The organism is Citrobacter sp. Awk 2, from assembly GCF_028069815.1.
Lineage (GTDB): Bacteria > Pseudomonadota > Gammaproteobacteria > Enterobacterales > Enterobacteriaceae > Citrobacter.
Genome location: NZ_JANEWL010000035.1, coordinates 15,975 through 38,437, shown reverse-complemented (window position 1 = coordinate 38,437; position 22,463 = coordinate 15,975). Strand labels below are relative to the sequence as shown.

Genomic DNA, 22,463 nt, shown 5'->3' with positions numbered 1-22,463 from the left:
ATTAAACTTCGTAATGAATTACGTGTTCACTCGTTGAGACTTGGTATTCATTTTTCGTCTTGCGACGTTAAGAATCCGTATCTTCGAGTGCCCACACAGATTGTCTGATAAATTGTTAAAGAGCAGTTGCGACGCGCTTTAGCGCTCTGTCGCGAGGTGGCGTATATTACGCTTTCCTCTTTCAGAGTCAACCCTGAATTTCAGGATTTTTCTCTTCAACCGGACCGGCTGTTTGTGTGAAGTGATTCACATCCGCCGTGTCGATGGAGGCGCATTATAGGGAGTCGACTCAGGAAGACAAGCGGAAAAATGCATTTTTGTTTCAACCGCTCACCTTTTATCCATAACGCTTACTTTTGCTGCTTTTTTATCGCCATTGGCAGGTCCGTCAGACTATTTAGCACTAAATCTGCCGCATTTTCTGCTTCCGGAGTGACTGGCTTGCCTGTACGCACTAATACCTTCGTTCCTACATTTGCAGCTGTCGCCGCCTGCATATCTTCTATTTTGTCGCCCACCATATAAGAAGCAGCCATATCGATGTGCAGAAAGTCTCGCGCTGAGATAAACATGCCTGGATGTGGTTTACGGCAGTCGCAGACCTGGCGGTACTCTTCGACTGTGCCCTGCGGATGATGAGGACAATAATAGATACCATCCAGATCAACATCGCGATCGGCCAATGACCAGTCCATCCATTCAGTCAACGTTTCGAATTGTGCCTCGGTAAATTTGCCACGGGCAATACCAGACTGGTTCGTCACGACAATCAGCGCATAACCCATCTTTTTAAGTTCACGCATAGCATCAATGACACCGTCGATAAATTCGAACTCGTCGATCTCATGGACGTAACCGTGGTCCACATTAATAGTGCCGTCACGGTCGAGAAAAATTGCGGGTACAGACTTTGCCACCTTTTATAGCTCCTGAATAAGGCATGTTGCTCTAGTATCGCATGTTTCGGCGGGCAAGAAAGTGCTCATCGTGCAAAGCCCGATTGATTTAGACGTCTGGATGCCTTAACATCCATCTTGTTGACGGCGTCGACCGTACCAGACAGACGAAAATGCCACGGCTAACTTAATTACGATAATAAATAACCAATGATTAAACTTTTGAATATCACCAAAGTGTTCCAGCAGGGGACTCGCACCATTCAGGCGCTAAACAATGTCAGCCTGCATGTTCCTGCCGGACAGATTTATGGCGTTATTGGTGCCTCCGGTGCCGGTAAAAGCACACTCATTCGCTGCGTAAACCTGCTCGAGCGCCCAACTGAAGGTAGCGTTCAGGTCGGCGGTCAGGAGCTGACGACGCTTTCAGAGTCAGAGCTGACTAAAGCGCGTCGTCAAATTGGCATGATTTTCCAGCACTTTAACCTGCTCTCCTCCCGTACTGTTTTTGGCAACGTTGCGCTTCCGCTGGAGCTGGATAACACGCCAAAGGAAGAGATTAAACGTCGTGTGACGGAACTGTTGGATTTGGTTGGCCTTGGTGACAAGCACGACAGCTACCCGGCTAACCTTTCCGGTGGCCAGAAGCAACGTGTAGCGATTGCCCGTGCTCTGGCAAGTAATCCTAAAGTACTGCTGTGCGATGAAGCCACCAGCGCCCTCGACCCAGCCACGACCCGCTCGATTCTCGAATTACTGAAAGATATTAACCGTCGCCTGGGTCTCACCATTCTGCTGATTACTCATGAGATGGACGTTGTAAAACGTATCTGTGACTGCGTTGCGGTCATCAGCGATGGTGAACTGATTGAGCAGGACACCGTCAGTGAGGTGTTCTCACACCCCAAAACCCCGCTGGCGCAGAAATTTATCCAGTCCACGCTGCATTTGGATATTCCGGAAGATTATCTGGAACGTTTAAAAGCAGAGCCGCAAGCCGACAGCGTGCCCATGCTGCGCATGGAGTTCACCGGTCACTCTGTTGATGCACCATTACTCTCGGAAACAGCCCGCCGTTTTAATGTGAATAACAACATTATCAGCGCGCAGATGGATTACGCCGGCGGCGTGAAGTTCGGCATCATGCTGACTGAAATGCACGGTACACAAGAAGATACACAAGCAGCCATTAGCTGGTTGCAGGAACACCACGTAAAAGTAGAGGTACTGGGTTATGTCTGAGCCGATGATTTGGCTGCTGGTTCGCGGCGTATGGGAAACGCTGGCAATGACCTTTGTGTCCGGTTTTTTTGGCTTTGTGATTGGCCTGCCCGTTGGCGTACTGCTGTACGTGACACGTCCAGGACAAATCATTGAGAACGCGAAGTTGTACCGCACGCTTTCTGCGCTGGTTAACATTTTCCGTTCCATCCCGTTCATTATTTTGCTGGTGTGGATGATTCCGTTCACCCGCATGATTGTTGGCACATCTATCGGGCTGCAGGCCGCTATCGTCCCGCTAACCGTCGGCGCCGCGCCATTTATTGCTCGTATGGTTGAGAACGCCTTGCTGGAGATCCCAACCGGGCTGATTGAGGCCTCCCGTGCGATGGGCGCTACACCGTTGCAGATTGTACGTAAGGTATTACTACCAGAAGCACTGCCGGGTCTGGTCAATGCCGCCACCATCACGCTCATCACGCTGGTTGGCTATTCCGCGATGGGCGGTGCTGTCGGTGCAGGCGGTCTTGGCCAGATTGGCTACCAGTACGGTTATATTGGCTACAACGCTACCGTAATGAATACAGTACTGGTATTGCTCGTCGTTCTGGTTTATTTAATTCAGTTATCCGGCGATCGCATCGTCCGGGCTGTCACGCACAAATAACGTTACACACAACACTAAAAACTCATTAGGAAAAGGAAATAAGCATGGCGTTCAAATTCAAAACCTTTGCGGCAGTTGGAGCCCTGATCGGTTCTCTGGCACTTGTGGGTTGTGGCCAGGATGAAAAAGATCCTAACCACATCAAAGTGGGTGTTATCGTTGGCGCAGAGCAGCAGGTTGCTGAAGTCGCACAGAAAGTGGCTAAAGAAAAATACGGTCTGGATGTTGAACTGGTAACGTTCAACGATTATGTCCTGCCCAATGAAGCGCTAAGCAAAGGCGATATCGATGCTAACGCCTTCCAACACAAACCGTACCTGGATCAGCAGATCAAAGATCGTGGTTACAAACTGGTTGCCGTAGGCAATACCTTTGTTTATCCGATTGCAGGCTACTCCAAAAAAATCAAATCACTGGATGAACTGCAGGATGGCTCTCAGGTCGCTATTCCAAACGACCCGACTAACCTCGGCCGTTCCCTGCTGCTGCTGCAGAAAGTCGGTTTGATTAAACTGAAAGATGGCGTTGGCCTGCTGCCAACCGCGCTGGACGTGATTGAAAACCCGAAAAACCTGAAGCTGGTTGAACTGGAAGCGCCGCAGCTGCCACGCTCACTGGACGACGCGCAAATCGCACTGGCAGTCATCAACACCACCTATGCCAGCCAGATCGGCCTGACTCCGGCAAAAGACGGTATCTTTGTTGAAGATAAAGATTCCCCATACGTAAACCTGATCGTGACGCGTGAAGACAATAAAGATGCTGAGAACGTGAAGAAATTCGTTGAAGCATACCAGTCAGACGAAGTTTACGAAGCGGCAAACAAAGTCTTCAACGGTGGTGCTGTTAAAGGCTGGTAATTTTAGGCTGTTTTCACAATCTGTAATATCATCAGGACGGGCGCTTGCCCGTCTTGTCATTTATGCAAGCACCTGATTCAATATCTGACGTTTAGATCATTCATTGAGGAAATATTATGCGTGCTTTACCGATCTGTTTAGTAGCACTCATGCTGAGCGGCTGTTCTATGTTAAGCAGATCCCCTGTTGAACCCGTTCAAAGCACCGCTACCCCGCCAAAAGCGGAGCCGGAAAAACCAAAAGCACCGCGCGCGACGCCGGTCAGAATTATTACCAACGCAGAAGATCTGGTCGGTAAACCATTCCGCGATCTTGGCGAAGTGAGCGGAGAGTCCTGCCAGGCATCAAACCAGGATTCCCCTCCGAGTATTCCAACCGCACGCAAACGCATGCAGATAAACGCATCCAAAATGAAAGCCAATGCGGTATTGCTGCACAGCTGCGAAGTCACCAGCGGGACACCGGGTTGCTATCGTCAGGCAGTCTGCATCGGTTCTGCCCTGAACATTTCGTCTAAATGAGTCATTTTCAGTTCGAGCAAATAGGCGTTATCCGCTCTCCTTATAAAGAAAAGTTCGCTGTGCCACGCCAGCCGGGTCTGGTGAAAAGCGCCAACGGCGAACTGCATTTGCTCGCGCCCTATAACCAGGCCGATGCTGTTCGCGGCCTGGAAGCATTCAGTCATTTGTGGGTGATTTTTGTTTTTCATCAGACAATGGAAGGTGGATGGCGTCCAACCGTACGCCCACCCCGTCTGGGCGGTAACGCCAGAATGGGAGTCTTTGCCACGCGTTCAACCTTTCGTCCTAACCCTGTCGGGATGTCGCTGGTTGAGTTAAAAGAAATTGTCTGCCACAAAGAGAGCGTCATTCTGAAACTGGGTAGTCTGGACCTGGTCGACGGAACGCCGGTGATCGACATCAAACCTTATCTGCCATTTGCAGAAGCACTGCCTGACGCCACAGCCAGCTACGCGCAGCATGCGCCGGTTGCCGAAATGGCGGTAAGTTTCACTACAGAGGTTGAACAACAGCTTCTGACGCTGGAAAAACGTTGTCCATTGCTGAAAGTATTTATCGGCGAAGTACTGGCACAGGACCCACGTCCTGCGTATCGTAAAGGTGAAGAGACAGGCAAAGCGTATGCCGTCTGGCTACACGATTTCAACGTGCGCTGGCGCGTAACGGAAGAAGGTTTTGAAGTCTTTGCGCTTGAACCCCGCTAATTTCGTGCCCTTCTCTTTTGACATCCCTTTCTCGCTGGTAAACTAAACCACTTTTTTTGTGTCAGGCTGGCATCCAGCCTGTTCGATCGTTCAACTGGAACCGTAACAACATGCGTACTAGCCAATATCTGCTCTCCACTCTGAAGGAGACACCTGCCGACGCCGAAGTCATCAGCCACCAGCTGATGCTGCGCGCCGGGATGATCCGCAAGCTGGCCTCCGGGTTATACACCTGGCTGCCGACCGGCGTGCGCGTCCTGAAAAAAGTCGAAAACATCGTGCGTGAAGAAATGAATAACGCCGGTGCGATCGAGGTGTTGATGCCGGTCGTTCAGCCTTCTGAACTGTGGGAAGAGAGCGGTCGTTGGGAACAGTACGGCCCGGAACTGCTGCGTATCGCAGACCGTGGCGATCGTTCATTCGTACTCGGCCCAACGCATGAAGAAGTCATCACCGACCTGATCCGTAATGAGCTGAGCTCTTACAAACAACTGCCGCTGAACTTCTATCAGATCCAGACGAAATTCCGTGACGAAGTTCGCCCACGATTCGGCGTGATGCGTTCCCGCGAATTCCTGATGAAAGATGCGTACTCTTTCCATACTTCTCAGGAATCTCTGCAGGAAACTTACGACGCGATGTATGCCGCGTACAGCAAAATCTTTAGCCGTATGGGCCTGGATTTCCGCGCAGTACAGGCTGATACCGGCTCTATCGGCGGTAGCGCTTCTCACGAATTCCAGGTTCTGGCACAGAGCGGCGAAGATGACGTGGTATTCTCCGACAGCTCCGATTTTGCTGCCAACATCGAATTTGCTGAAGCCGTTGCGCCGAAAGAACCCCGCGCAGCCGCCACTCAGGAAATGACGCTGGTTGATACACCGAATGCGAAAACTATCGCGGAACTGGTTGAGCAGTTTAATCTGCCAATTGAAAAAACCGTTAAAACCCTGCTGGTGAAAGCGGTTGAAGGCAGCAGCTACCCGCTGGTTGCTCTGCTGGTTCGCGGCGATCACGAACTGAACGAAGTTAAAGCAGAAAAACTGCCGCAGGTTGCCAGCCCGCTGACTTTTGCTACTGAAGAAGAAATCCGTGCCGTCGTGAAAGCAGGTCCGGGTTCCCTTGGTCCGGTTAACATGCCGATCCCGGTGGTTATCGATCGTACCGTTGCGGTAATGAGCGATTTCGCTGCCGGTGCAAACATCGATGGTAAACACTATTTTGGTATTAACTGGGATCGTGATGTTGCAACGCCAGAAGTGGCAGATATCCGTAACGTGGTCGCAGGCGACCCAAGTCCGGATGGCAAAGGTACACTGCTGATTAAACGTGGTATCGAAGTGGGCCACATCTTCCAACTGGGTACCAAGTATTCTGAAGCAATGAAAGCTGCCGTTCAGGGTGAAGATGGCCGTAATCAGATTCTGACCATGGGCTGCTACGGTATCGGGGTGACTCGCGTTGTTGCTGCCGCTATTGAGCAGAACTTTGACGATCGTGGCATTGTATGGCCGGATGCTATCGCACCGTTCCAGGTCGCGATTCTGCCAATGAACATGCACAAATCCTACCGTGTGCAGGAACTGGCTGAGAAGCTGTACGCAGAACTGCGTGCACAGGGTATCGAAGTGCTGATGGACGATCGTAAAGAACGTCCGGGCGTGATGTTTGCCGATATGGAACTGATCGGTGTTCCACACACCATCGTGCTCGGTGACCGTAACCTCGATAACGATGATATTGAATACAAATATCGTCGTAACGGCGAGAAACAGCTGATTAAAACCGGCGACATTGTCGACTATCTGGTGAAAGCGATTAAGGGCTAATCAGATACCAACAATGTGCGTTTTGTAGGATTGTCCGGTGGCGCTTCGCTTACCGGACCAACTCAAAACACGTACTGCAGACTGGGTGAGCAAAGCGCCATCCGGCAAATAAAAAGGCCTCGCATTATGCGAGGCCTTTTTATTAGTTGCTGCAATCCTTACCTGGCACAAACTTCGCATTTTTGTCGGTGGCCAGCGTTTTCACCATCGCCCCGGTATCCGGGTTTGGCTCCAGGGTGAAATGGCCTTCTACTGTCAACAGAACCGGTTTATCCGTAGCACCGCGTGCGCTCAAATAATCACGCTCCAGCTGTGCGTTGTTGGCAACGGCGACTCTTTTACCCGTTGCACAGTCGGTGAAGGTAGCGGCGTCCGCCATGTAGAAGTACATTCCCCGCATCGGCATTGGCGTCACGGGGAGACTGGCAGAAACCGGCTGCAAGGTGTAGTTGAGCTGTGACTCAATTGGATTGCCTTCACGATCGAGCATTTCCAGTGCCTCGCCTTTTGCCCGGTAGTAAGACTTTTCACCTTTGCTGTCCGTCAACACCAGCTTGTCAGCCGTACGCGCCCACGAGCCATATGAAGCAAACGAAGAAGGTTCATCACGTACGCCCTGATAGCGTTCGTTCATTACCCATGTTCCATCTTTTTCCAGGAACAAAGAGGTTTCAATCCCTTCGCAGTCCGCACAAGGCAAGATGCCACGCCAGCTTTGCTGCATCGGTTTTAATTCTGCCGCTTGTGTCGGTTGCAGAACATCAACTTCAGAGCGATTGTTACAGCCGATCAAGGCAAAGAGTGTAAATACAGCTGCTAATGACAGTATTGCTGTTTTCACCACAGATTCCTTCTCAATATTGTATTCCCATTCGTCAGTCCTGTGGGCGACGAACTTTCCCGCGCAGTGCCTTCACAGTGGACTTTTGCGCCTTCGATGACAATCTTCGCTCTTTTGAAGCGCGTGTCGGGCGCGTTGCCTGCCTACTTTTCTGCACTGCGGTTAATTCTTTAATCACCGCCACCAGCCGGGATATTGCCGCTTCCCGGTTCAACTCCTGGCTACGATATTCCTGAGCCTTAATAATAATGACACCCTCGCCGCTGATCAGATGATGACTGGCAGCCAACAGGCGTTCCTTGTAATACTCTGGCAGGCTGGAGGCCCGAATGTCAAAGCGCAAATGAATAGCCGTTGAGGTCTTGTTAACGTGCTGTCCACCTGCACCCTGTGCCCGAATAGCGGTGATTTCCAGCTCGTTATCAGGGATAGAGACATTTCGGGAGATAATAACCATCAACGCTGCTGCCACGCAGCCAGATGGATTTCCAGATTGTTCTGAGAGTCGGACAACCAGATAGCACCGTCCTGAATGGTTGCCTGCAGCGCCATGGTGCGCCCTGCGAACTCGCTCAATTGCGCCAATTGTTCATCATCCAGATACCACACGGATAAATTGGCAAACTGCGCGCATCGGGTCTGATTCTGCTGCCACCAGATTTGCGCTGCGCGGCTGTTATAGGCAAACAAAGCGACTTCAGCAGACTGAGTACACGCCTTCTTAATGCGACGCTCATCCGGCAAGCCGAGTTCAATCCAGAGATCAATGCCCAGGTGGTCGTTGCGCAACCATGCTTCGGGTTCGTCTTCAGCGCTTAAACCCCGCGTGAATTGCAGCCGCTCGTCAGCATATTTAATCCATGCCAACAGACGCAACATCATGCGTTCCTGGGTTTCTGAAGGGTGACGCGCCAGCGTCAATGTCGCGTCAAGAAACTGGTTGCGGTCGAGATCCGCTACATTGACGACGGCTTTATAGATTGTCGCTTTAAGCGCCATGGGAGAACTCCTTTTGAATCAGGCGTCCATTGTAGCGAAAACTGCGGCAAAAGGCTGCTAACCGCTAACGAAGGTACCGTCTATCAAGGCGCTGATATTGCTTGAATGAGTATGGTATAGTCACCTTGCTAAACAGAGTTTATCTTCGTAGGCTTAGACTTGCATCCACGGTTAAGTCAGAGTGCTGACAGGAGGGCATGTGGAAAAATATTGTGAGTTAATACGCAAGCGGTACGCGGAAATCGCCAGCGGAGACTTAGGGTATGTCCCGGATGCGCTGGGTTGCGTATTGAAGGTACTTAATGAAGTGGCGGCAGACAGCGCCCTTTCAGAGTCGGTCAGGGAAAAGGCAGCCTATGCTGCCGCGAACTTACTGGTGAGCGATTATGTCAATGAATGAAACGTATCAACCCATCAACTGTGATGATTACGACAATCTTGAACTCGCCTGCCAGCACCATTTGTTACTGACGTTGGCGCTCAAAGATGGCGAAGTTCTACAGGCGAAAGCAAATGACCTGGTTTCACGCAAAAATGTGGAATATCTGGTCGCCGATGTCTCGGGTGAAACCCGTGAGCTTCGCCTCGACAAAATTGCCAGCTTCAGCCACCCGCAAATCGGTACCGTGGTGGTCAGCGAATCTTAACCTTTCTTGCACCTTATCAGGCCTACTTTCCATACGATACGTAGGCCTGATAAGCGCAGCCCCATCAGGCACGCCACACCAGACTCACTCCTTCTTCACCTTTTGCCAGCCCTTCATGCGTCACGAAAACCCCTGCTGCCGCAATCAGCGTGTCACCGTAAAACAGTAACGGCGTGGTGTCTCGCCGCCAGGGAGGAATACCCTGTTCCTGCCAGATTTTTTTAAGCTTACGCCCACCGTTGCGCCCGACAATATGCAATAACCCAGGCGCTTTAAAGCGAATACTAACGGCTTCATCAACATGTGGCCTGCGAAGCTCACCCGTAGCGATAAGCTGTATCTCGCCCAACCCTGCAGGTAGCGCCAACGGCGTTTTCCAGGATTGCCACGGGATAACGGTTTCACTTTGCCCGTCAACCGACCTCACCCACCACAGCTGCGACTGATAACGGCGGACGTCATACTCACCAAGGCGAAAACAGGGCGATGCGTCCTCGCGTGCCAACGCGACTTCCTGCCAGATACGTTCTAACGCATCACGGGAAGGCATCGGTGCATTTAATCCTGCCAGCCAGCGACGAAGCAGCGCAGCACGCCGTACGGTACTCATCGTCATTAATGGCCCGAGCAAGAGTGTACCTTGCGCCGTAACGCAGTTGGCTAAATCGCAGGCCAGCAGTTCATCCAGTAAGCTCTCCTGCTCAGCGCACAGCGCGGCGCTGCGGGCCGTGGCTTGCGCAAAGTGCGGCCACCGCTGTTGCAGATGCGGGATAATACGCAGACGTAAGAAGTTGCGATCGTAGGCGTCATCCTGATTACTTTCATCTTCAATCCAGCGTAATTCATGCCGGCGCGCCCACTGTTCAAGCGCATCACGCGTTTGCATCAACAGCGGTCGAATGAGTTGGGTACCGCTAAAAGGCGAACTTTCCCCCATGGCCGAAAGCCCTGCAGGACCACTGCCACGCTTAAGCGCTAACAAAAATGTCTCACATTGATCGTCCAGATGCTGAGCGGTCATCAGCACCTCTCCAGGCAGCAGCGTCTGCGCAAAGGCCTGATAGCGCGCTCGTCGGGCCTGCGCCTCGATGCCCAACCCATCATCCTGCAAATGAACCCGCTCAACCACCAGCGGCACCTGCCACTGCGCACATACCGTCTCACAGTGCTGTACCCAACTGTTTGCGTGCGGGCTTAATCCGTGATGAATGTGGATGGCCCGCAGAGAGACCTCCGGGTGCTGAATTCGCCACAGCACCAGTTGGTGCAACAGCACGGTAGAGTCGAGGCCGCCGCTAAAGGCAACGAGGATCGCGTTAGTGTTCAGAAGTGAAGTATTCAGCGTAAGTGTCGTCATGATGATTGCTTACAATAGCATTGCCCGGCACGTTACCGGGCTAAAGCTACAATGACAAGCCTTACAGCTCGTACAGTTCAAGTGGTAATCCGTCTGGATCGTTAAAAAACGTAAAGCGTTTACCGGTAAAGGGATCGATGCGCACTGGCTCACATTTCACATGATGGGCTTCAAGATGAGCAATCGACTTTTCCACATCCTCGACGCTGAACGCCAGATGACGTAAACCGCAGGCTTCCGGTCTACTGGGGCGACAGGGTGGGAAAGGAAAAGAAAAAAGCTCAATCACGTACTGGCCGTTCAGCGCCAGATCGCCTTTCCAGGAGTCACGTTCTTCCCGGTAGGCTTCACTCATTAACGTGAAGCCTAATACATCACAGTAAAATGCCTTACTGGCCCTGTAGTCCGTCGCAATAATGGCAATATGGTGAACCTGTTTTAACCCCAGCATGTTCTTCGCCTCTTTAATTTTACTCTCAGCACGTTACTCGTGCGCAACGGGTTCCGGCAAGTCGTTATGCCATTTTCAGGACTCTGACACGATACACGCCGTCCTCACCCAACTTAGCCCCATGAATGTCAGTTTCAAATCCAGGGTAGCGCTGCCCCACCGAGCACAGCATCAGCAGGAAATCGAGTACTGACCGGCTTTTTTCTGTGATCATTTCTCCGGGCATCAGCAGCGGGACACCTGGAGGATAAGGCAAGATCATATTGGCGGAAACACGCCCTACCAGTTGATCAAGAGTGACTGTCTCGACGTCACCTTTAATTTGCCGCTGCCAGGCCTGATGAGGCGTCATTTTCATTTCCGGCAACGTATCGAATGCCCGCAGCATCAACCCGGAGAGATCGTGTTGGCGGATCAATCGATGGATTCCCTGTGCCAGATCCTGAATGCGCATAGTGCGATAAAAATCGGGATCCTCAGCATACAGATCCGGCAGCATATTTTTAACGCGTAAATTCAGATCGTACGAACGTTTAAATTCCGTTAGTCCACGCAGGAGACCCATCGCCCGGGTTTTATCAATGCCGATACTGAACAGGAACAACAGATTATACGGGCCCGTTTTCTCCACGACGACACCGCGTTCATCAAGGAATTTCGCCACCAGTGCAGCGGGGATACCCTCTTCGCTCATATTTCCCTGCTCATCCATCCCTGGCGTCAGAATGGTCACTTTCACCGGGTCGAGGTACATATGGTCGGCATCAGCATCAACAAACCCATGCCAGTCTTCACCTGGTGCTACTGGCCAGCACTCTGCTTCATCCACTTTTTCGGGCTGCCAGATATCAAAGAACCAGCCATCTGACTCTTCGCGTAGCCGCTGTACTTCTTTGCGAAAATGCAGCGCCCGCTCCACCGAACGATTGATTAACCGCTTACCTGAGTTACCCCGCAACATTGCCGCCGCCGTTTCTATCGACGCCACTATCGGGTAGCTTGGAGACGTGGAGGTGTGCATCATAAAGGCTTCGTTGAACGTATCTTCGTCATAATCGCCTTTAATATGAATCAGCGAAGCCTGCGACAGCGCAGCCAGCATCTTGTGGGTGGACTGAGTTTCAAAAATCACTTTTCCCGGCACCCGCTCACCGCTCATACCACTTTTCCCCTGATAGATCGGATGAAAATGGGTATACGGCACCCAGGCCGAATCAAAATGAATAGAAGGCACATCCAGCGTTTGCTTGATCCAGTTAGTGTTGTAGAGCAACCCGTCGTAAGTGGAGTTAGTAATTACCGCATGCACCGGCCATTGCGCCTGTACCGTCTCTGCGACCTTGCGCTCGATACTCTCCCGGGTAAATTCACTCTTAGGTATACCACCAAGGATACCCAGCGCATTACGCGTCGGCTTGAGCCATACGGGCACGACATCGCTCATCATCAGCAAATGCGCCAGAGACTTATGACAGTTGCGGTCAATCAGTAACGTACTTCCCGAAGGGGCGGCATACATACCGACAATTTTATTCGATGTCGAAGTGCCATTAGTGACCATATAGCTTTGCTCGGCACCAAACGTGCGTGCAATGTACTCCTCCGCTTCGAGGTGCGGACCGGTATGGTCGAGCAGCGATCCCAGCTCAGTCACCGAAATGGAGACATCAGCCTTAAGCGTATTGCCGCCAAAGAAATCATAGAACAGGCAACCGACCGGGCTTTTCTGGTATGCCGTTCCCGCCATATGCCCTGGGGTACAAAAAGTGTACTTTCCCTCTTTCACGTAGGTAAACAGTGCTTTGGTAAAAGGTGGCGTTATGTTGTCGAGGTATTCATTGGTGTACTGGCGAATACGCGTGGCAATATCGTCAGACTGACCCAATGCGTACTCAAAGAACCACAGCGCCATGCGCAGATCGTGTGCGCTGACATCCATCGTCGAATGGGTATTAATAAAGGCGTAAAGTGGGAGGTATTCGTTAAGCTGGTTGATGTCGCTACACAAATCCAGGCTGTATTCATCCCAGTCAAAAATGACGCCACAGATACGCGGGTTGTGCTCAATAAATTTCAGCAGGTCGTTGCTATTCTGCGGCCAGATTATCTGAAATCCCTGCTGCTGTAGCGCACGTTCAAGCTCCTTGATGGGCTCATCTTTGTAAAAGACGCCATGCGGTCCCATGATGGCAATGATATTCATGCGTTCCTCCTGGAAAAACCTTAGTTAATCATAGCCTGGTCAAACCGCAGGTAAAAAAAAGGGCCACAACGTTGTGGCCCTTTTCAGAATAAATGCAGTTTAGGCGTAGCCGTAGCTCATCAGACGCTGATAACGACGGTTTTTCAAATCATCTTTGCTTAACACGTCAAGATCGGCAAGATCGGACAACAGCTGTGCTTTCAGTGATGCCGCCATCACTTCCGGGTTGCGGTGTGCGCCACCCAGCGGCTCAGGGATGATAGAGTCGATAAGTTTCAGCTCTTTCAGACGCGGTGCGATAATCCCCATCGCTTCTGCAGCGAGCGGGGCTTTGTCTGCGCTTTTCCACAGAATAGAAGCACAACCTTCCGGGGAGATAACGGAATAGGTGCTGTATTGCAGCATATTCACTTTATCACCCACACCGATTGCCAGTGCACCACCGGAACCACCTTCACCGATAACAGTGCAGATGACCGGCACGCTCAGACGTGACATCTCACGCAGATTACGCGCAATCGCTTCAGACTGGCCACGTTCTTCCGCGCCCACACCCGGGTAAGCCCCTGGGGTATCGATGAAAGTGATGATCGGCATATTGAAACGCTCAGCCATTTCCATCAGACGCAACGCTTTACGATAGCCTTCCGGCGCTGGCATGCCGAAGTTACGACGAATTTTCTCTTTGGTCTCACGGCCTTTCTGATGACCGATGATCATCACCGGACGGCCATCCAGACGCGCGATGCCGCCGACAATGGCCTTGTCATCCGCATAGGCACGATCGCCCGCCAGCTCATCAAATTCATCAAACGCCAGGCGGACATAATCCAGGGTGTATGGACGCTGTGGATGGCGGGCCAACTGGGCTACCTGCCATGCGCCAAGATCGGCGAAGATTTTGCGCGTCAGTTCTACGCTCTTTTCACGCAGACGATGCACTTCTTCATCGATGTTAATATCCAGTTTCTCATCCTGACGGCTAACCGCAGTCAGAGAATCGATTTTTGCTTCCAGCTCTGCAATCGGCTGTTCAAAATCAAGGAAATTCAGACTCATAGTATTCCTGTATTAGTCAAACTCCAGTTCCACCTGCTCCGAACCAATAAGGCCACGGAGATCGTTTAACAAACGATCGCTCGGAGAGACACGCCACGTTGCGCCAAAACGCAATCGTGCTCGTGCATCCGCCCTCTGATAGTAGAGATGTACTGGAATTGTCCCCGAGCGGTGGGGTTCCAGAGACTGACGGAGTCGGTTTAAAAGCTGGTCATCAATTTGCCTGTCCGTCAGCGAGATAGCAAGCCCGCGAGCATATTTTTCCCGGGCTTCGTCAATATCCATGACTTCACGGGCCATCATTTTAAGCCCACCGCTGAAGTCATCAAAGCTGACCTGTCCGCTGACGATAAGTATGCGGTCTTTTTCCAGCAATTGCTGGTATTTATCCAGGGCATCGGTAAATAACATCACTTCCAGACGCCCGGAACGGTCATCCAGTGTACAGATGCCGATACGATTGCCGCGCTTGGTGACCATTACCCGCGCAGCAATGACGAGCCCCGCAGCCGTAGTAACTTTACCACGTTCTGTCGGATGCATGTCTTTCAGCCTGTAGCCTCCGACATAGCGCTCAATTTCTTTTAAATACTGGTTGATAGGGTGTCCCGTCAGGTAAAGCCCTAACGTTTCACGCTCACCGTCCAGTACCACCTGTTCCGGCCACGGCTGGCAGCTGGCATAGGATTGCTCGATTTGTTCCGGTTCTTCCGCCAGTACGCCAAACATATCGGCCTGACCGATAGCTTCCGCTTTCGCATGTTGATCGGCGGCTTTAAGCGCATCGTTCAGTGAGTTCATCAGTGCTGCGCGATGCGGCCCCAGGCGGTCAAACGCCCCGGACATAATCAGCTTTTCCAGCACCCGGCGATTGAGTTTTTTGATATCCGTACGGGCACAGAGATCAAACAGCTCGCGGAAGTAACCGCCTTTATTACGCGCCTCAATGATAGCTTCAATTGGCCCCTCACCCACGCCTTTTATCGCGCCGATACCGTAGACAATCTCGCCATCATCGTTAACGTGAAAATGGTACAATCCGGAGTTGATATCTGGCGGCAGGATTTTCAGCCCCATACGCCAGCATTCATCCACTAACCCCACCACTTTCTCGGTGTTATCCATATCGGCTGTCATCACCGCCGCCATAAACTCAGCGGGGTAATGTGCTTTCAGCCACAGCGTCTGGTAAGAGACCAGCGCATAGGCAGCGGAGTGCGATTTGTTAAATCCGTAACCGGCGAATTTCTCCACCAGGTCAAAGATTTTCATCGCCAGCTCGCCGTCTACACCGCGCTTTTTCGCCCCTTCTTCAAAGGTGCCGCGCTGTTTGGCCATCTCCTCTGGCTTTTTCTTACCCATCGCACGACGCAGCATGTCCGCGCCACCAAGGGTATACCCAGACAGTTCCTGGGCAATCTGCATGACCTGTTCCTGATACAGGATAATGCCGTAGGTTGGCTCCAGTACCGGTTTCAGGCATTCATGTTGCCACTGCACATCCGGGTAAGAGATCTCTTCACGCCCGTGCTTACGGTCAATAAAGTTATCTACCATCCCCGACTGTAGCGGACCGGGGCGGAACAGTGCCACCAGGGCTATCATATCTTCGAAGCAGTCAGGCTGCAGTCGCTTGATAAGATCTTTCATACCGCGGGATTCAAGCTGGAAGACGGCTGTCGTCTCCGAGCGTTGCAGCATGTCAAAACTTTTCTTGTCGTCCAGCGGGATAGCGGCGATATCCAGCGGCGGTTCGCCGTTCTTCTCACGCCGCGCGTTGATCATCTCCAGCGCCCAGTTGATGATGGTGAGCGTGCGCAGGCCGAGGAAGTCGAACTTCACCAGGCCGGCGTATTCCACGTCGTTCTTATCAAACTGGGTAACCGGGTGCAGCCCCTGCTCATCACAGTACAGCGGTGCAAAATCAGTAATTTTTGTCGGGGCGATAACGACACCACCGGCGTGTTTACCCGCGTTACGCGTGACGCCTTCCAGCTTGCGCGCCATATCAATAAGCGCCCTAACCTCTTCATCTGCCTCATAGATTTCCGGCAGTTGAGGTTCAGCCTCAAAGGCTTTAGCCAGCGTCATACCCGGATCGGGCGGTACCAGTTTCGAGATACGGTCAACAAACCCGTATGGGTGCCCCAGTACTCGACCCACGTCGCGGATAACCGCTTTCGCCGCCATGGTACCGAAGGTAATAATCTGCGAAACCGCATCGCGCCCATACATTTCCGCGACGTGTTCAATGACCTGGTCGCGTTTCTCCATACAGAAGTCAACGTCAAAATCAGGCATCGAGACACGTTCCGGGTTCAGGAAGCGTTCGAACAGCAGGTCAAATTCCAGCGGATCAAGGTCGGTAATTTTTAACGCGTAAGCCACCAGCGAGCCCGCACCAGAACCACGTCCTGGGCCTACCGGTACACCGTTATCTTTCGACCACTGGATAAACTCCATTACGATCAGGAAGTAGCCCGGGAAACCCATCTGGTTGATAACTTTAAGTTCAACTTCCAGACGTTCATCATAAGGCGGGCGCTTCTGCGCACGGACTTCAGGATCGGGGAACAAAAATTCCAGACGTTCTTCCAGGCCCTCACGCGATTTCGCGACGAGGAAATCCTCGGTGGTCATATCGCCTGTCGGGAACTGCGGCAAGAAGTATTCGCCCAGGCGCACCGTCACGTTACAACGTTTGGCAATCTCGACGGTGTTTTCCAGCGCTTCCGGGATATCGGAGAACAGCTCGCACATCTCCTCTTCGCTGCGCATATACTGCTGCGGCGAGTAGTTGCGAGGGCGTTTGGGATCATCAAGCGTAAAACCGTCGTGGATCGCCACGCGAATTTCGTGTGCGTCAAAGTCACCGGTTTCAAGGAAGCGAACATCGTTGGTCGCGACCACCGGCAGGCCGCGTGTTTCGGCCAGCGCTACTGCAGCATGCAGGTAATTTTCTTCATCCTGGCGACCGGTACGGATCAGCTCAAGGAAGTAGCAATCAGGGAAATGCTCTTCATAAAACGCCACGCACTCGTCGACCAGTGCGCTGTTCCCACGCAACAGGCTGCGTCCGACGTCGCCCATACGGCCGCCGGAAAGCAAGATTAACCCTTCTTTTAGCTCTATCAGCCAGTCTCTGTCGATAACCGGCCCTTCTGCGCCATAGCCGCGCTGATAGGCTTTTGATATCAACAATGTCAGGTTCTGGTAGCCCGTATTATTAGCCGCCAGTACCGTCAGTTGCGTGAGTTCATCACCCAATAGTTCGCTACGGACATGAAAATCTGCGCCAACAATCGGCTTAATACCTGCGCCATGACCCGCTCCGTAAAACTTCACCAGACCACACAGGTTGGTAAAATCGGTGATCGCCAGCGCAGGCATGCCCAACGCGGCCGCCTTTTTCACCAGCGGCCCGGTTTTCGCCAGCCCATCGATCATGGAGTAGTCGCTGTGCACCCGCAGGTGGACGAAACGAGGTTCAGACATCTTCAGATTCCTTTAACACAAGAATCAGGACGTGAGTCCCAGTGCGCGTTTGACAGGAGCAAAACTGCGACGATGGTGCTCAATTGCACCATGCTCAGAGAGCGCAGCCAGATGAAAAGCGGTTGGATAACCTTTGTGCTGAGCAAAGCCATACTGCGGGAAAACCTTATCCAGCTCGGCCATTTCAGCATCGCGCGTTACTTTCGCCAGGATGGACGCTGCGCTGATTTCCGCAACGCGGCTGTCACCTTTTACCACCGCCATCGACGGTACCGGCAATGTCGGGCAACGGTTTCCATCGATCAAAACGTACTCCGGCGCAATATGCAAACCTGCAACCGCACGCTGCATTGCCAGCATCGTGGCGTGCAGAATGTTCAATTCGTCGATTTCATGGGGTTCCGCACGACCCAGGCTCCAGCTTAACGCTTTATCTTTGATTTCATCAAAAAGCGCCAGTCGACGCTTTTCCGACAATTTTTTGGAGTCGTTAAGACCCACTATCGGACGTGCCGGGTCAAGGATAACAGCGGCAGTCACTACCGCGCCAACCAATGGACCACGCCCAACTTCATCCACACCCGCCACCAAATGCGTATGTGGATAAACAAATTCAATCATTGTGCTAACTCCAGAACTGCATCCGCTGCCTGCTCATCCGCATTGCAACGGATCTGCTGGTGCAATTCGCGGAACGTATCGTGCATCGCATGGCTGGTTTTACCGTTCGCCAGCAAAGGCAGCAACGCGTGCGCCAGCGCCTGGGGTTCACATTCATCCTGCAACAGCTCTTTGACGAGTTCTCTTCCCGCCAGCAGGTTAGGCAGCGATACGTAATCGGTCTTCACCAGACGTTTTGCCAACCAGAAAGTGAAAGGTTTCATACGATAGCCGACAACCATTGGGCATTTCGCCAGCATACATTCCAGTGCAGCCGTGCCAGAGGCCAACAGCGCAGCATCACTGGCGACCATTGCTTCACGTCCCATTCCGTTGAGCATATGCACGGAAAGTTCCGGGGCAACCTCAGCCTTGATACGTTCAAATTGCTCGCGCCGTTTGGCATTGACCAACGGCACGACGACTTCGAGATCCGGATAATGCTGACGTAATAACTGCGCCGTTTTCAGGAAATCGGCGCTGAGCATCTCCACTTCTGCACCACGACTCCCAGGCAAAAGCGCCAGGCAGTGAGCATCATGAGGAATGCCTAACACATCACGCGCCGCGTTTTTATCCGGGTCCAGCGGCATGGCGTCCGCCATGGTGTGACCGATAAAGCGACACGGGACGTTAAATTTGTCATAAAACGCTTTTTCGAAAGGCAGAAAGGCCAGCACCATATTGGTGGATCTGCCTATTTTGAAAACGCGTTTCTGTCGCCAGGCCCATACAGAGGGGCTGACATAATGAATGGTTTTAATACCCTGCGATTTCAGATTACCTTCAAGGGTAATGTTGAAATCAGGCGCATCAATCCCGACGAAAACATCCGGCTTAAGGTCGGTGAATCGGCGAGTAAGATCGGCACGGATATGCAGTAAACGGCGCAGGCGCCCGAGCACTTCTACAATGCCCATTACTGCCAGTTCTTCCATTTCGTACCAGGCTTCACAGCCTTCCGCCTGCATCAATGGACCCGCAACGCCAACAAAACGCGCATTGGGAACACGAGCCTTGAGTGCACGAATTAAACCGGCACCAAGAATATCGCCGGAGGTTTCTCCGGCGACAAGGGCAATCGTTAAAGGACGCTGCTCAGTCATTAACGAATCAGACCACGCGTTGAGCGTTCAAAGAAATCACTAAAAGCCTGAACATCGGGGTACTGCTTCGCCAGTTCGGCGATTTCCGGTTTCACTTCCTCAAGCGTTTTACCGCTGCGGTACAGCGCTTTATAGGCGTTGCGGATCGCGGTAATGGCTTCACGGGTGAATCCGCGGCGTTTCAGACCTTCGATGTTAACGCCAAATGGCGTTGCGTGGTTGCCCTGGGCGATAACGTACGGTGGGACGTCCTGGGCTACGCCAGAGCAGCCCCCCACCATCACGTGTGCACCAATAATGCAGAACTGATGCACCGCGGTCATGCCGCCGATGATAACAAAATCATCAAGCGAAACATGTCCGGCAAGTGTCGCGTTATTCGCCAGAATGCAGCGGTTACCGACCGTACAATCATGCGCAACGTGTGCATTAATCATCAGTAAGTTATCGCTGCCCACCTTCGTCAACCCACCGCCTTGCACTGTGCCACGATGAATGGTGACGCTTTCGCGAATGCGGTTGCGATCGCCAATTTCCACACGGGTCGGTTCACCAGCATATTTCAGGTCCTGGTTCACTTCACCAATGGAGGCAAACTGATAAATCTCGTTATCGCGACCAATTTTTGTATGGCCATTCACGACAACGTGAGACTTCAGTACGGTACCCTCACCAATTTCAACATGGGGTCCAACAATACAAAATGGGCCAATGTGAGCATTAGCGCCAATGCTGGCGCCGTCTTCGACAATGGCAGTTGGGTGAATAAAGGCGGATTTATCAATCACGTATCAGGCCTCCCGGCTACGGGCACACATCATCGTTGCTTCGCACACAACTTTACCGTCGACCAGCGCAACCCCTTTGAAACGGGTCAGGCCGCGGCGCGTTTTCTCGAAAGTCACTTCCATGATCATCTGATCGCCTGGCACGACAGGACGCTTAAAGCGTGCTTCATCAATACCGGCGAAATAATACAGTTCGCCTGGCTCCAGTTTTCCTACGCTTTTAAACGCCAGAATACCCGTGGCCTGCGCCATCGCTTCCAGAATCAACACGCCAGGAAAAATCGGTTTACCTGGGAAGTGGCCCTGAAAGAAAGGCTCGTTAACGGATACATTTTTCACTGCGCGCAGAAAACGACCTTCTTCAAAATCCAGCACGCGGTCTACCAGTAAAAACGGAAAACGGTGCGGCAGAAGTTCTAAAATCTCTTCAATATGCAGAGTATGAGTGTTAGTAGTCAAAATACTCTTCCTGTCTAAATATACTAAAAGGCAATAATAACACGGCCTGCCGCAATCCCAGGAATGTGACAGGCCGTAAAGTCAGACATGCGTAAAACGATGTATTAGTCTTGTTGATTAACCTTGCGCTCAATCGCTTTGAGGCGCTTGCTCATATCATCAATGTTCATCACCAGTGCAGCTGTTTTACGCCATACCTTGTTGGGTTGTAGCGGAATGCCTGAGGAGTAGACGCCAGGTTCTGTGATAGGACGCATCACCATACCCATGCCAGTTACCGTGACTTTGTCGCATATTTCCATATGCCCATTAATCACGCTGGCTCCGCCAATCATGCAGTAACGGCCAATCTTCAGGCTACCCGCCATAATGACGCCACCGGCTACCGCCGTATTGTCGCCAATCACGACGTTATGCGCAATCTGGCACTGGTTATCAATGATAACACCATTACCGATCACGGTATCGTCCAGCGCACCACGGTCAATCGTGGTACATGCGCCAATCTCAACACGATCGCCAATAATCACGCGACCCAGTTGTGGGATCTTCACCCAGTTACCGCGATCGTTCGCATAACCAAATCCGTCGGATCCGACAACAGTGCTGGACTGGATCAGGCAATTTTCACCGATCTGAATGTCGTGGTAAATCGTCACATTCGCCCACAAGCGTGAACCTGCGCCGATTTTTGTGTTTTTTCCAACGAAGCAACCCGCGCCGATGATCACGTTATCGCCCAGTTCTACGCCAGACTCAATGACCGCATTCGCGCCCACAGAAACATTGTTACCCAACTTCGCCGTTGCATCGATCACTGCACTGGGTGCAATATTTTGCGCAGGCTGAGGCGTGGTATCTAAAATTTGCGCCATTCGTGCATAGGTCAGGTAGGGATTCTTCACTACCAATGCAGCACTCTTAGCAAACGGAAGATCGTCCTGCGTCATCACAACGGCAGAAGCCTGGCATGCACTCAGGTGCTCACGGTACTTTGGATTCACCATGAACGTGATATTGCCAGTTTGCGCAGATTGCATGGACGCTACGCCGGTGATGGCGATATCGCCATCACCGTGTAATTCTGCATCCAACTGCTCTGCTAAATCAGCCAGTCGAATTGAAGGCATTACTTATTTAACCTGTTTCAGTACGTCAGCGGTGATGTCTTTTACATCGCTGCTGTTGTATGCAACGGTGTTCGCGTCAACAACCAGATCGATGCTCTGGCTGCTCGCAACAGATTTCACAGCTGTCTGGATACGATTAACCAGCTTGCCACGTTCTTCGTTAGAACGACGTTGACGATCCTGCTCGAAAGCCTGCGCTTTCTGAGAGAAAGTCTGGCGCTGAGCCATTACGTCTTTTTCCAGCTTGGTACGGTCGCTGCCTGCTTTCATTGATTGCAGACGCTGCATTTTAGATTGCAGGTCGGATTCCATACGCTGCAGTTCACTGGCGCGGCCTTTGAACTCATTTTCCAGCGTAGTAGAAACACCCGTCTTCTGTGCAACCTGTTGGAACAGGCTACCCATGTTGACGATTGCAATTTTGTCAGCAGCCTGTGCGGACGTTGCCATCGCTAAACCGAGACCTGCAGCTAATAACCACTTTTTCACAATTAACTCCTTACCATCCCATTTGCACCCGAAGGTGCAGTTCTTTGCGTGGCCAGGCGATCCCATGCAAGATCGCCTAAA

23 protein-coding genes are annotated in these 22,463 nt (G+C 52.0%); 8 read left to right on the top strand and 15 right to left on the bottom strand.

Translation table 11 applies throughout. From position 1 onward, the window contains the following. Positions 1–350 precede the first annotated feature (350 nt). Complete coding sequence (gmhB, locus tag NNO02_RS11255; RefSeq protein ID WP_271454825.1) at positions 351–917, bottom strand: D-glycero-beta-D-manno-heptose 1,7-bisphosphate 7-phosphatase; 567 nt, start codon at positions 915–917, stop codon at positions 351–353. 189 nt (positions 918–1,106) lie between these two features. On the opposite strand from gmhB, the gene metN reads away from it, so the two are divergent. The 6 genes from metN (at position 1,107) to proS (ending at position 6,698) form a co-directional block, all read left to right on the top strand. Further along, a complete protein-coding gene (gene metN, locus NNO02_RS11250) occupies positions 1,107–2,138 on the top strand; it encodes a methionine ABC transporter ATP-binding protein MetN (RefSeq protein WP_271454824.1) in 1,032 nt (343 codons plus the stop codon). After that, positions 2,131–2,784, top strand: coding sequence for a methionine ABC transporter permease MetI (locus NNO02_RS11245; RefSeq protein ID WP_005132073.1), 654 nt, complete (start codon positions 2,131–2,133; stop codon positions 2,782–2,784). The genes metN and NNO02_RS11245 overlap by 8 nt, the downstream gene beginning before the upstream one ends. A 44-nt stretch (positions 2,785–2,828) precedes the next feature. Further along, positions 2,829–3,644 (top strand): methionine ABC transporter substrate-binding lipoprotein MetQ, encoded by an 816-nt coding sequence (gene metQ / locus NNO02_RS11240; protein WP_003829145.1) that lies wholly within the window; start codon positions 2,829–2,831, stop codon positions 3,642–3,644. Positions 3,645–3,760: 116 nt separating this feature from the next. Continuing rightward, positions 3,761–4,165 carry an Rcs stress response system protein RcsF gene (gene rcsF / locus NNO02_RS11235; protein WP_040230040.1) on the top strand — a complete coding sequence of 135 codons (405 nt, stop codon included), beginning with the start codon at positions 3,761–3,763 and terminating at the stop codon, positions 4,163–4,165. Further along, positions 4,162–4,869, top strand: a complete 708-nt coding sequence (gene tsaA / locus NNO02_RS11230) for a tRNA (N6-threonylcarbamoyladenosine(37)-N6)-methyltransferase TrmO (RefSeq protein ID WP_271454823.1) — start codon at positions 4,162–4,164, stop codon at positions 4,867–4,869. The genes rcsF and tsaA overlap by 4 nt, the downstream gene beginning before the upstream one ends. 110 nt (positions 4,870–4,979) lie before the next feature. Continuing rightward, a complete protein-coding gene (gene proS / locus NNO02_RS11225) occupies positions 4,980–6,698 on the top strand; it encodes a proline--tRNA ligase (protein ID WP_040230039.1) in 1,719 nt (572 codons plus the stop codon). Positions 6,699–6,840: 142 nt separating this feature from the next. Here proS and nlpE read toward each other — a convergent pair whose 3' ends face one another. The 3 genes from nlpE to NNO02_RS11210 are packed head-to-tail and all read right to left on the bottom strand — an operon-like array spanning position 6,841 to position 8,538. Beyond that, a complete protein-coding gene (gene nlpE, locus NNO02_RS11220; protein WP_271441987.1) occupies positions 6,841–7,542 on the bottom strand; it encodes an envelope stress response activation lipoprotein NlpE in 702 nt (233 codons plus the stop codon). Positions 7,543–7,573: 31 nt separating this feature from the next. After that, on the bottom strand, positions 7,574–7,996 hold the full coding sequence (gene arfB / locus NNO02_RS11215) for an alternative ribosome rescue aminoacyl-tRNA hydrolase ArfB (protein WP_271441988.1): 423 nt from the start codon (positions 7,994–7,996) through the stop codon (positions 7,574–7,576). Beyond that, entirely contained in the window at positions 7,996–8,538 is a 543-nt protein-coding gene (locus tag NNO02_RS11210) for a YaeQ family protein (RefSeq protein ID WP_271441989.1), read from the bottom strand. The genes arfB and NNO02_RS11210 overlap by 1 nt, the downstream gene beginning before the upstream one ends. Positions 8,539–8,737: 199 nt before the next feature. Between NNO02_RS11210 and NNO02_RS11205 the strand changes: the two genes are divergently transcribed. Both NNO02_RS11205 and rof read left to right on the top strand, forming a co-directional pair. Then, a complete protein-coding gene (locus NNO02_RS11205; RefSeq protein ID WP_005132083.1) occupies positions 8,738–8,938 on the top strand; it encodes a YaeP family protein in 201 nt (66 codons plus the stop codon). Further along, a complete protein-coding gene (gene rof / locus NNO02_RS11200; protein ID WP_048212636.1) occupies positions 8,925–9,185 on the top strand; it encodes a Rho-binding antiterminator in 261 nt (86 codons plus the stop codon). The genes NNO02_RS11205 and rof overlap by 14 nt, the downstream gene beginning before the upstream one ends. 64 nt (positions 9,186–9,249) lie before the next feature. On the opposite strand, the gene tilS is transcribed toward rof, so the two are convergent. The 11 genes from tilS to skp all read right to left on the bottom strand — a co-directional run bounded on the left by tilS (position 9,250) and on the right by skp (position 22,382). Beyond that, complete coding sequence (tilS, locus tag NNO02_RS11195; protein ID WP_271454822.1) at positions 9,250–10,542, bottom strand: tRNA lysidine(34) synthetase TilS; 1,293 nt, start codon at positions 10,540–10,542, stop codon at positions 9,250–9,252. A 61-nt stretch (positions 10,543–10,603) separates the two neighbouring features. Beyond that, the gene (locus NNO02_RS11190; RefSeq protein WP_048212638.1) at positions 10,604–10,993 is read right to left on the bottom strand and encodes a VOC family protein; all 390 of its coding nucleotides are present in this window, start codon (positions 10,991–10,993) and stop codon (positions 10,604–10,606) included. A 64-nt stretch (positions 10,994–11,057) separates the two neighbouring features. Then, positions 11,058–13,196, bottom strand: coding sequence for a lysine decarboxylase LdcC (gene ldcC / locus NNO02_RS11185; protein WP_271454821.1), 2,139 nt, complete (start codon positions 13,194–13,196; stop codon positions 11,058–11,060). 99 nt (positions 13,197–13,295) lie between these two features. After that, positions 13,296–14,255: an acetyl-CoA carboxylase carboxyl transferase subunit alpha gene (gene accA / locus NNO02_RS11180; RefSeq protein ID WP_271454820.1), complete on the bottom strand. Its 960-nt coding sequence runs from the start codon at positions 14,253–14,255 to the stop codon at positions 13,296–13,298. A gap of 12 nt (positions 14,256–14,267) precedes the next feature. Continuing rightward, complete coding sequence (gene dnaE, locus NNO02_RS11175) at positions 14,268–17,750, bottom strand: DNA polymerase III subunit alpha (protein WP_271441993.1); 3,483 nt, start codon at positions 17,748–17,750, stop codon at positions 14,268–14,270. 24 nt (positions 17,751–17,774) lie between these two features. Then, positions 17,775–18,371, bottom strand: coding sequence for a ribonuclease HII (gene rnhB / locus NNO02_RS11170; protein ID WP_271450059.1), 597 nt, complete (start codon positions 18,369–18,371; stop codon positions 17,775–17,777). Continuing rightward, complete coding sequence (gene lpxB, locus NNO02_RS11165) at positions 18,368–19,516, bottom strand: lipid-A-disaccharide synthase (RefSeq protein WP_061067280.1); 1,149 nt, start codon at positions 19,514–19,516, stop codon at positions 18,368–18,370. Before lpxB ends, rnhB begins: the two co-directional genes overlap by 4 nt. Next, the gene (gene lpxA, locus NNO02_RS11160) at positions 19,516–20,304 is read right to left on the bottom strand and encodes an acyl-ACP--UDP-N-acetylglucosamine O-acyltransferase (RefSeq protein WP_005132096.1); all 789 of its coding nucleotides are present in this window, start codon (positions 20,302–20,304) and stop codon (positions 19,516–19,518) included. The genes lpxB and lpxA overlap by 1 nt, the downstream gene beginning before the upstream one ends. Positions 20,305–20,307: 3 nt before the next feature. Beyond that, a complete protein-coding gene (gene fabZ, locus NNO02_RS11155; RefSeq protein WP_003018528.1) occupies positions 20,308–20,763 on the bottom strand; it encodes a 3-hydroxyacyl-ACP dehydratase FabZ in 456 nt (151 codons plus the stop codon). A gap of 104 nt (positions 20,764–20,867) precedes the next feature. Continuing rightward, positions 20,868–21,893, bottom strand: coding sequence for a UDP-3-O-(3-hydroxymyristoyl)glucosamine N-acyltransferase (lpxD, locus tag NNO02_RS11150; protein WP_271441997.1), 1,026 nt, complete (start codon positions 21,891–21,893; stop codon positions 20,868–20,870). Positions 21,894–21,896: 3 nt separating this feature from the next. After that, positions 21,897–22,382 carry a molecular chaperone Skp gene (gene skp, locus NNO02_RS11145; protein WP_005132103.1) on the bottom strand — a complete coding sequence of 162 codons (486 nt, stop codon included), beginning with the start codon at positions 22,380–22,382 and terminating at the stop codon, positions 21,897–21,899. Between the last annotated feature and the right edge of the window lie 81 nt (positions 22,383–22,463).